The organism is Streptomyces niveus (assembly GCF_001723055.1).
Lineage (GTDB): Bacteria > Actinomycetota > Actinomycetes > Streptomycetales > Streptomycetaceae > Streptomyces > Streptomyces niveus.
This window is the reverse complement of sequence record NZ_MDCR01000293.1, coordinates 1-9650: the sequence shown is the minus strand read 5'-3', so window position 1 is coordinate 9650 and position 9650 is coordinate 1. Positions and strand designations below refer to the sequence as shown.

8 protein-coding genes are annotated in these 9650 nt (G+C 71.2%); 5 read left to right on the top strand and 3 right to left on the bottom strand.

Features of this window, described 5'->3' with window-relative positions:
- Positions 1–299: 299 nt before the first annotated feature.
- The 4 genes from BHU15_RS28905 (at position 300) to BHU15_RS28890 (ending at position 4898) form a co-directional block, all read left to right on the top strand.
- Positions 300–1634, top strand: coding sequence for a DUF2252 domain-containing protein (locus BHU15_RS28905; RefSeq protein WP_069629863.1), 1335 nt, complete (start codon positions 300–302; stop codon positions 1632–1634).
- Between the two features lie 76 nt (positions 1635–1710).
- Complete coding sequence (locus tag BHU15_RS28900) at positions 1711–2403, top strand: hypothetical protein (protein ID WP_031231923.1); 693 nt, start codon at positions 1711–1713, stop codon at positions 2401–2403.
- Positions 2404–2510: 107 nt separating this feature from the next.
- Positions 2511–3326, top strand: coding sequence for a DsbA family protein (locus BHU15_RS28895; RefSeq protein ID WP_069629862.1), 816 nt, complete (start codon positions 2511–2513; stop codon positions 3324–3326).
- A gap of 75 nt (positions 3327–3401) precedes the next feature.
- Positions 3402–4898: a serine/threonine-protein kinase gene (locus tag BHU15_RS28890; RefSeq protein ID WP_069629865.1), complete on the top strand. Its 1497-nt coding sequence runs from the start codon at positions 3402–3404 to the stop codon at positions 4896–4898.
- A gap of 174 nt (positions 4899–5072) precedes the next feature.
- Here the strand turns inward: BHU15_RS28890 and BHU15_RS28885 are convergent, their stop codons facing one another.
- On the bottom strand, positions 5073–5690 hold the full coding sequence (locus BHU15_RS28885) for a dienelactone hydrolase family protein (RefSeq protein ID WP_255293243.1): 618 nt from the start codon (positions 5688–5690) through the stop codon (positions 5073–5075).
- An 8-nt stretch (positions 5691–5698) separates the two neighbouring features.
- Here BHU15_RS28885 and BHU15_RS28880 point away from each other — a divergent pair, with 8 nt between their 5' ends.
- Positions 5699–6841 carry a mechanosensitive ion channel family protein gene (locus tag BHU15_RS28880; protein ID WP_069629860.1) on the top strand — a complete coding sequence of 381 codons (1143 nt, stop codon included), beginning with the start codon at positions 5699–5701 and terminating at the stop codon, positions 6839–6841.
- A gap of 15 nt (positions 6842–6856) precedes the next feature.
- Here the strand turns inward: BHU15_RS28880 and BHU15_RS28875 are convergent, their stop codons facing one another.
- Both BHU15_RS28875 and BHU15_RS28870 read right to left on the bottom strand, forming a co-directional pair.
- Entirely contained in the window at positions 6857–8443 is a 1587-nt protein-coding gene (locus tag BHU15_RS28875; RefSeq protein ID WP_069629859.1) for a Na+/H+ antiporter, read from the bottom strand.
- Positions 8444–8590: 147 nt separating this feature from the next.
- On the bottom strand, positions 8591–9650 hold a 1060-nt coding region (locus tag BHU15_RS28870; RefSeq protein ID WP_255293242.1), incomplete at its 5' end, for a glycoside hydrolase family 5 protein.

The window sequence follows — 9650 nt, the reverse complement described above, 5'->3', positions numbered from 1 at the left end:
GTGGACATGCAGATGCGTGAACGGCGGCTTGGTCACGGCTGAGGCCTCCAGCGAAACGAGCGGACGAGCGAGGGGTGCCCTGGGGGGGACAGCGTCGAAGTCTACGACCGCCCACTGACAATCCGAGCGGCGTCGGGGCGATGCCGGACCGGGTCGCGCGAACCTCCGGGTCCACCGGCGCGGGGCGGGCACGCACCGGTAGCTTCGTGCGTTGCAAGTCACTGACGGCGCCGTCGCCCGAGGCGGGTGGCGTGTCAGTTCATCCGCCCAGTTCGTCATGTTTCCAGGAGGCACCACCGATGTCGGTCCCGCGCCCGGTCGAAGCCGTTGACCAGCAGCGAGGGGAGGAGATCCTCGACGTGTTCGGCACCGCCTTCGGTGCCCTGCTCGCCGCGGATCCGGCGGCCTTCCAGGTCAAGTTCCGCAAGATGGCCGCCTCCGCCTTCGCCTTCTACCGAGGCACGGCGTGCCTGTTCTACAACGACCTGGCGCGGGAGCGGGACGGCGCGCCGTACGTGGACGACCGCACCGGCCGGGTCTGGATCCACGGCGATCTGCACGCGGAGAACTTCGGTACGTACATGGACGCGAACGGCCGGCTGATCTTCAACGTCAACGACTTCGACGAGGCCTATGTAGGACCGTTCACCTGGGACCTCAAGCGGCTGGCCGCCTCCCTGGCGCTGATCGGCTACACGAAGGCCCTCAGCGACGACCAGATCAGCGAGCTGGTCCGGGTCTACGCCGCCGCCTACCGCGAGCGGATCCACGCGCTGGCGACGGGCGCGAAGAACGACGAGGTGCCGCCGTTCACGCTGGACACGGCGACCGGCCCGCTGCTGGACGCGCTGCGCGACGCCCGCTCCCTGACGCGCTTCGCGCTGCTCGACTCGATGACCGAGATCCGTGAGTTCGAGCGCCGCTTCGCGCCGGGCGGCGGCTCCATCGAGCTGGACGCCGCCACCCGCTACAAGGTCCTGGCGGCCTTCGACGGCTATCTGGAGACCCTGCCGGAGTCCAGCCTGACCCGCCCCGACTCCTACCGGGTGAAGGACGTGGTGGGGCGGCGCGGCATCGGTATCGGTTCGGCCGGCCTGCCCTCGTACAACATCCTGCTGGAGGGCAACAGCGACGCCCTGGAGAACGACGTCGTGATCTATCTCAAGCAGGCGCAGACGCCCGCCGTCTCCCGGCACATCACCGACGAGCAGGTGCGCGGCTACTTCCAGCACGAGGGCCACCGCACGGTGATCTCGCAGCGCGCGCTCCAGGCGCACGCCGACCCGTGGCTCGGCTGGACCGAGCTGGACGGCGCGGGCCAGCTGGTCGCCGAGGTCTCGCCGTACGCGGTCGATCTGGACTGGTCGGACCTGGACGACCCGGCCGAGATCGCCGCCGTCGTCGCCGACCTCGGCCGGGCCACGGCCACGATGCACGGGGCCGCGGACGACGAGAGCGGCCACTCGCTGGTGCCGTTCAGCACGGAGCGGGCCATCGACGCGGCGATCGCGGCGGACGAGGAGGGCTTCTCCGAGCTGCTGGTGGAGTTCGCCCACAGCTACGGGGCGCGGGCCCGCGCGGACCACCAGATCTTCGTGGACCTCTTCCGCAACGGACAGCTCGCCGCCGGCTGAATCCCGGCCCCTTCGGCCCCCGGCCACGGGCGACCTTAGGGACCCCTTACGGGCACTCGTGGCACACTCGGCGACGATGGACATATCGGCGGCACGGCTCAGAGCGCTGCGGGCGGCATTGTTCACGGCTCTGGCCGTGACCCTGTCCGCCGGTTCGCACGTGCTCCTCTCACGGGCCCCGCTGCCACTGTCCGTCGTCGCCGTCGTGTGCGCCGTCGTGTTCCCCGTCTCGTACGCCCTCGCGGGCCGCGAGCGGGGCTTCTGGCGTATCGCGGCCCTGCTCGTCCCGCTGGAGCTGGCCGCGGACACCCTCTTCACCACCGGCCAGAACATCTGTTACGGCCCCGCGGGCGGGCCCGTCGCCGGATCGCTGCGCTCCGTCGGCTTCGACGTCCTGTGCGGCGGCAGCGTCGGCTCCCCGCTGCCCGGCGTCTCCTCGGTCGCCTCGCCCGAGGGCGCCGCGGCCACTCTGCTGGGCTCCCACGACCCTGCGCTCCCGTGGCTGCTTCTCGCCACGCATGTCGCGATCGGACTGCTCGCCGCGCTCTGGCTGCGCCGGGGCGAGGCGGCCCTCGCGGGTGTGGTGCGGGCGGTCGCCGGGTTCGCCTTCCGGCCGCTGCTGATCGCGGTCGCCGTCGCGGGCACGGTCCGCCGTACGGTACGGCGCTTCCCGCGCCCCGCCGCCCGCCCGCACGCCTCCCGTACGCGCCTGTTCGCGCACTCCGTCGGACGACGGGGACCGCCTCGCTCGGCCCTTCTCCCGGCCTGAGCACGACGAGGGCGGCCGTTTCCGGCCGCCGTCGGTCCCCCGCGTATCCGCGCGCCGCCTCTTGCGCGCGTACGCACCCCGTACGACCCCACACGGAGTGACCCACCATGAGCGCACGCAACAGCAACGCCAACAAGGCCGCCGCCCGCGAGCGGCTGCGCGAGGAGCGCGAGCGGCAGGCCAGGCGCGACCGCACCCGCCGCCAGCTCGTCGTCGCCGGATCCACCGTCGCGATCCTGGCGGTCGCCGGAGGCGTCGGCTTCGGCGTCGTCCAGGCGAACAAGCCCTCGCACTGGGAGGCGGCCAAGGACGCGAAGGCCGTCACCGCCCCGAAGAACACCTCCGGCGCGAACGGCACGACTGTCGTCATCGGCAAGCCCGAGGCGAAGAAGACGCTGGAGCTGTACGAGGACTCCCGCTGCCCGATCTGCGCGACGTTCGAGCAGCAGGTCGGCGCCACGATCCAGAAGGACGTCGACGCGGGCAAGTACAAGGTCAAGTACGTCGGCGCCACCTTCATCGACAACTCCGACAACGGCGAGGGCTCGAAGAACGCGCTGTCCGCGCTGGGCGCCGCGCTCGACGTGAGCCCCGAGGCGTTCTCGGCGTACAAGACCGCGCTCTACTCGGCGGCGAACCACCCCTCCGAGAGCGACGACAAGTTCGCCGACGACGCCGCCCTGCTCAAGATCGCCGACTCGGTGAACGAGCTGAAGGACAACGCGGCGTTCAAGAAGAACGTCGAGAGCGGCACGTTCGACGCGTGGGCGATGAAGATGTCGGCGACGTTCGACAACAGCAGTGTGGAGGGCACGCCGACGCTCCGGATGGACGGCAGGACGGTCACGGCGGAGGGCAGCAAGAACGCCCCGCTCACCGCCCCGGAGTACACGGCGGCCATCGCCAAGGCGCTCGCCGGCTGACGGCACGGGTCGCCTCGTGCAACCAAGGCGTAACAGCGTGCGGGCCGCCCCCGCGTGGCCCGTACGCTGATCCGCATGACCGGGGGCGACGTGAAGAGGATCATCGACGGGCGGTTCGAGCTGCTGGAGCGGCTCGGCAGCGGCGGGATGGGCACGGTGTGGCGCGCACGCGACACCGTGCTGCACCGCGAGGTGGCCCTTAAGGAAGTACGGTCCCCCGACCCCGCGTTGGCGGCGGCCACGCCGCACACCGCGCACGTGGCGCGTGAGCGAGTCCTGCGCGAGGCCCGGGCGTTGGCGCGGATCAGCCATCCGCATGTGGTGACGATCCATCACATCGTGGACGTGGGGCCGCATCCGTGGATCGTCATGGAGCTGCTGTCCGGCGACACGCTCCAGGACCGGATCGCCCGTGGCGCGCTGAGCCCGGTGCACGCGGCCAGGATCGGCCGCGAGGTGCTGTCCGCGCTGCGGGCCGCCCACGCGGTCGGCATCCAGCACCGCGACGTGAAGCCGGCCAACGTCATGCTGCGCGACGACGGCTCCGCCGTGCTCACGGACTTCGGCATCGCGGCCCTCCAGGGCGCGACGTCACTCACGGCGACCGGTGAACTCGTGGGCTCGCCCGAGTACTTCGCCCCCGAGCGGATCCGGGGGCACGACGACGACCCGGCGTCCGACCTGTGGTCGCTGGGGGTGACGCTGTACGTCTGTGTGGAGGGCGTGAGTCCGCTGCGCCGCGCCACGAGCCTGGCCACGCTCGCCGCCGTACTGGACGAGCCGGTTCCGCCGCCCGTACGGTCCGGGCCGCTCGCGCCCGTACTGGACGCGCTGCTGGTACGTGACCCGGCCGCGCGGCCGGGCGCCGCCCGGCTGGATCTGATGCTGGCCCAGGCCGAGTCGGGCAAGGCACCGGACTGGACGCCGACGACCGTCACCACCGTCCTGCCGCCGCCCCCGCCCGCCGACGCACGCCCGGAGACGGACGACGGGGCGCCCACGAGGGGCCGCCGCCGTACGCCGTTGGTCGTCGGCGCCGTCGCGGTGGCCGTCGCGCTCGTGGCGGCGACCGCGCTGGTCCACGCGCTCCGGGACGGTTCGGGCTCGCCGTCCGCGGACAAGGGCGGTACGACGAACAGCCCTTCCACGAAGGCTTCGCCGCAGACACCGAAAGCGGACGCCCCCGCGAACGACACCGGCGACAGCGGCAAAGATGACGAGCCGTCCGGCGACGACCTGACCGGCAACTGGGTCGCGCAGCTGGCCTCCACCGAGAAGTCCGCGGGCGACACCGCCCGCGACCAGCAGGAGACGGCCCTGCGCGACCAGGGCTTCGCCAACGCCCGTTACCTGGACAGCGACGACCACGCCTCGCTGCAGCCGGGCTTCTGGATGTTCTACGTCTCCGGCTTCAACAGCGGCTCGCACGCCGTCGCCTGGTGCCGCACGCGCGGCCTCGACTCCGACAGCACCTGCGTGGGCCGCTACGTCAGCGACGACGCGGCCGACCGCCCGTACCTGTGCCGCCCGGCACCCGACGGCGCCACCACGGGCCGCTGCACCCGCGACTGAGAGCCGCGACGGCCGGACATGGCCTAGGGCCTGTCGTTTGGATCTTGCCGGGCTCGCGTGCCCCGGCACCGCGCCCCGCCGCGTTGTCGTCGGTCGGCATGGCTCCCTCCTCCGCCTTGCGATCCACGGCACCAGACCCCGCTCACTCATCCGGCCTGATCCAAACGACAGGCCCTAGGCGTCGCCGTCCAGCGACTCGATGAAGGCCAGCCCCGTGCGCCAGGTCTGCTCGGCGGCCGGCTCGTCGTAGTCCGGCAGGTCCGGGTCGGTGTACAGATGCCCGACGCCCCGGTAGCGGTAGATCTCCACGTCCGCCCCGACCTCCCGCATCCGCAGATACCAGGTGTTCAGCCAGTCGTGCGGCTCGGACACGTCCGGGTCGGCGACATGCAGCTGTACGGGCAGGTCGTCCACCGACGCGTTCGCGGCGATGTCCGACGTGCCGTGCATCAGCAGCAGCCCGCGGGCCTTCGAGTCCCCGAGCGCCAGCGTCTGCGCGACGGACCCTCCCAAGGAGAAGCCCGCGTACACCAGTCCGCGCTCGGAGTACGGCGCCACGGCGAGGACGGCGCGCCTCAGCAGCTCGTCCGAGCCGATCTTGTCCTTGAGGTCCCTGCCCTCCTCCACCGTTTCGACGGTTTGACCCTCGTAGAGGTCGGGCACGTGCACGTGGTGTCCGGCAGCGCGCAGCCGCTCGGCCCCCGCGTGCACCGCCGGGCGCAGCCCGTAGACGGAATGAAAGAGAACGACGTCCATCCGCCCATCCTGCCAGGTGGGCCCCCTCGTCCGAATCCGGAGCCATGGAGAACGTACTGCGACCGTTGACCGTGCTGGGTGGCTCGGTCGTCCTGACGCTGCTGCTCGGCCTGATCGTCGACCTGCTGCTGCGCCGCGCGGACGCCCGGCACCCGGAGACCCCGCTGTGGGGCCTGCTGCGGCGCTGCCGGCTGCCGCTCCAGGTCGTCGTCCTGACCGCCCTGCTGCGCGCCTCGTACCGCGAGACCGGGTGGTGGGTCGTCGAGAACCACCAGTCGGGCATCGGCCGCGCGCTGACGCTGATCCTGATCGGTGCCGGGGCCTGGCTGGTCGTACGCATCGCGTCGGCCGCCGTGGAGTCGACGTACGCCCGCTACGCGACGTCGGCCCGCGACCGCGCGAAGCTGCGCCGGGTCCGTACGCAGGTGACGCTGATCATGCGGATCGTGACGGCGGTGGTCGTCGTGGTGGCGGTCGCCGCGATCCTGCTGACCTTCCCCAGCATGCGGACGATCGGTACGTCGATGCTCGCCTCGGCGGGCATCATCGGCATCGTCGCCGGTGTCGCCGCGCAGTCCACGCTCGGCAATCTCTTCGCCGGCTTCCAGATCGCCTTCGGCGACATGGTGCGGATCGGCGACACGGTCGTGGTGGACGGCGAGTGGGGTGTGGTGGAGGAGGTCACGCTCACCTTCCTCGCGGTACGCACCTGGGACGAGCGCCGGATCACGATGCCGGTGTCGTACTTCACGAGCAAGCCGTTCGAGAACTGGTCGCGCGGCGGAGTCCAGATGACCGGCACCGTCTTCCTCCAGCTCGACCACTCGGCGCCGGTGGCGCTGATGCGCGAGAAGCTGCACGAGATACTGCGGGAGTGCGCGGCCTGGGACGGCAGGGACTGGAGTCTGGCCGTCACCGACACCACCCCGAACACCATCGAGGTGCGTGCCGTCGTCACGGCGAAGGACGCGGACGACATCTGGACGGCGCGCTGTGCGGTGCGGGAACAGTTGATCGCGTGGCTGGCGCAGGAGCACCCGTACGCGCTGCCGCGGGTCGCGACCACCGAGGCCGCGGTGCTCCCGGCCGCCGCGAGGAACGGCGCCGCGGCCGACGCCGGGCACCGCCCCGAGCCCGACCCGGCGGCGCCGGGCGCCGACGGCGACCCGCGCACCGGCCGCGGGTGACAGCGGCCGTCGCGGTCACCGCATGCTGCGTACGTCCAGGTATCTGAGCACCCGGTCGACCACTTCCGGGTTCGCGTTGGGTTCGCTGCGCGCCGCGAGCACCTCGTGCCGGGCCGCCGACATCATCTCGCGCTGGATCCGCTGGAGGGTCTTGACCCGCTGGCTGCGCTTGGCGAACCAGTCGCGCCGCTCGTCGTCCACCACGTCCGGACTGATCCTCGCCCCGATGTCGAACGCACCGCGCGCGAGGCGCTCGCTCAGCTCCTCGGGCAGCTCCTCGACCTCCTCGATCTCCTTGAGGCGGCGCTTGGCGGCGCGGGCGGCGCGCACGGCCAGCTCGTGCTCGAAGCCGCGTTCGGCCTCGGTGTCGGCGCGTACGCCGAGGCGCTTCACCAGCCACGGCAGGGTGAGTCCCTGGAAGACGAGCGTCGTCATGATGACGGCGAAGGCGATGAAGATGATCACGTCACGGCCGGGGAAGGGCGTTCCGTCGTCCGTTTCGAGCGGGATGGCGAGCGCCAGCGCGACCGAGGCCACACCGCGCATCCCCGCCCACCACATGACGACGGTCTCGCGCCAGCCGACCGGGAACTCCTCGTCGTAGTCCCGGACCTTGTGCAGCCGTTTGGTGACCCACACCGCGGGGAGCAGCCACAGCAGCCGTACGCCGACGACGACCCCGACGACGACGGCCGACCAGGCGAGGGTCTCCCCGAGATGGCCGTCCGCGCGCCCGAAGGCGTTGTGGAGTTCGAGCCCGATGAGACCGAACGCGATGCCCGTGATGAGGATGTCGACGATCTCCCAGAAGGTGTTCCCGGCGAGCCGTCCCATCACGTCGTCGGCGTCGGCGGTGTGTTCGGCGAGGAAGAGCGCGGTGGTCAGGACGGCGAGGACGCCGGATCCGTGCAGCTCCTCGGCGAGTACGTAACTGACGAACGGCACCAGCAGGCTGAGGCCGACCTGGAGGGGCGCGTCGCCGAGCATCGCCATGACCTTGTTGGAGATCCAGGCGAGCGCCACTCCCACGACGACGGCGACCACGGCGGAGAGCACCAGCGTCCCGGCGGCGGCGGGCCAGGAGAACGTGCCGCTGACCACGGCCGCGATGGCCACGTGGTAGAGCACGATGGCCGTGACGTCGTTGAACAGCCCCTCGCCCTCCAGGATGGAGACGAGCCGTCTGGGCAGTCCCAGGGAGCCGGCGACGGCGGTCGCGGCGACCGGGTCGGGCGGTGCGACGAGCGCGCCGAGTACGAACGCGGCGGCGAGCGGCAGTCCGGGGACGACGGAGTTGGCGACGCTCGCCACCGCCGCCATGGTGACGAGGACCAGCGCGACGGCGAGCAGGAAGATCGGCCGCAGATTGGCGGTGAACTGCCGCCAGGAGGTGCGCTGTACGGCCGCGTACAGCAGGGGTGGCAGCAGCAGCGGAAGGATCAGGTCCGGCGGTACGTCGATGTTCGGTACGAAGGGCAGCAGCGCCAGGACGACCCCGAGGATGGTCATCAGCACGGGCGACGGCAGATTGAGCCGTTCCCCGAGCGGCACCGTGACAACGGCGCCCAGCAACAGCACGAGCAGCAGCGCCAACTGGGCCACGGTGCGCCCTCCGGAGTCGTGAGCCCTGACGATCAAGGCCTCTCAACCCTGTCACGGTCATGGGCGAATCCCACCGAGGCGCTGCTCCTCGCGGCCCGCTTCCGGACCGCGAGGAGACGTTTCGTCAGTACGCCGTGACGACCGGCGTCAGCGGACCCGGTCCCGGATCCAGACGCCGGCCTCCTTGAGGACGCCGGTGCCGGAGAACTTGCCGGCGTTGCAGGAGCCCGTCTTGAAGACGGCGCCGGAGCGGTTGTCGTCGGAGTAGTTCCAGTTGGTCCAGGAGATGTTCTTGCGCTTCATCAGGTCGAGGAAGCGCTGCGACTGCGCGAAGTCGTTGGCGCCCTCGCCCGCGTAGTTCTGGGTGCCGAACTCGGTGACGAACACGGGCAGTTTGTCCGACGCCCGGTCGAGCGCCGCCAGGTACTCGTCCCGGTGCGAGGCGGCGTAGAAGTGGAAGGTGTACATGATGTTGGAGGCGTTCACGGGGTTGTTCACGACCTCCTTCTCGTCGGCCCCGTCGGAGACGCCGAACGAGGACCAGGCGCGGGTGCCGACGAGGACGACCGCGTCGGGGTCCTGGGCCCGGATGACCGGGATGATCTTCTCGGCGTACGACTTGACGGTCGACCAGCTCACGTCGGACGGCTCGTTGGCGATCTCGTAGAGGACGCCGGGGCTGTCCTTGTACTTCTTCGCCATCGCGGTGAAGAAGGTCTTCGCGCGCTCCAGGTTGAAGTTGGGGTCACCGGGGCTGAGCATGTGCCAGTCGATCACCGCGTACATCCCGCGCTTGTTCGCGCCGTCCACGAACTTCTGCGCGAGCGAGGTGAAGCGCGCCGGGTCGGTCTCGTAACCGCCCTCCTGCACATACGTGGAGACGCGCAGCACGTCGGCCTGCCACTCGTTCGCGAGGACGTCGAGCGAGCCGTCGGTGACGCACTGGGAGTACCACTGGGTGCCGTGGGTGCTCATGCCGCGCAACTGGACGGCCTGGCCCTGGCTGTTGCAGAGCTTGGTGCCACAGACCCTGAGCTGGCCGTTGTCGCTGATCGGGGAGGCGGCGCCGGAGGGGGCCGCGGCGCCCGCGGGCGCGGTGGCCGCGCCCGCCCTGACGGGGGACAGCATGGCGGTGACGACGCCGAGCGCGGAGAGCGCGAGGAGTGCCTTTCGGCCGCGGCGTCCTCGGGCGGGGGAGGTGGGGTTC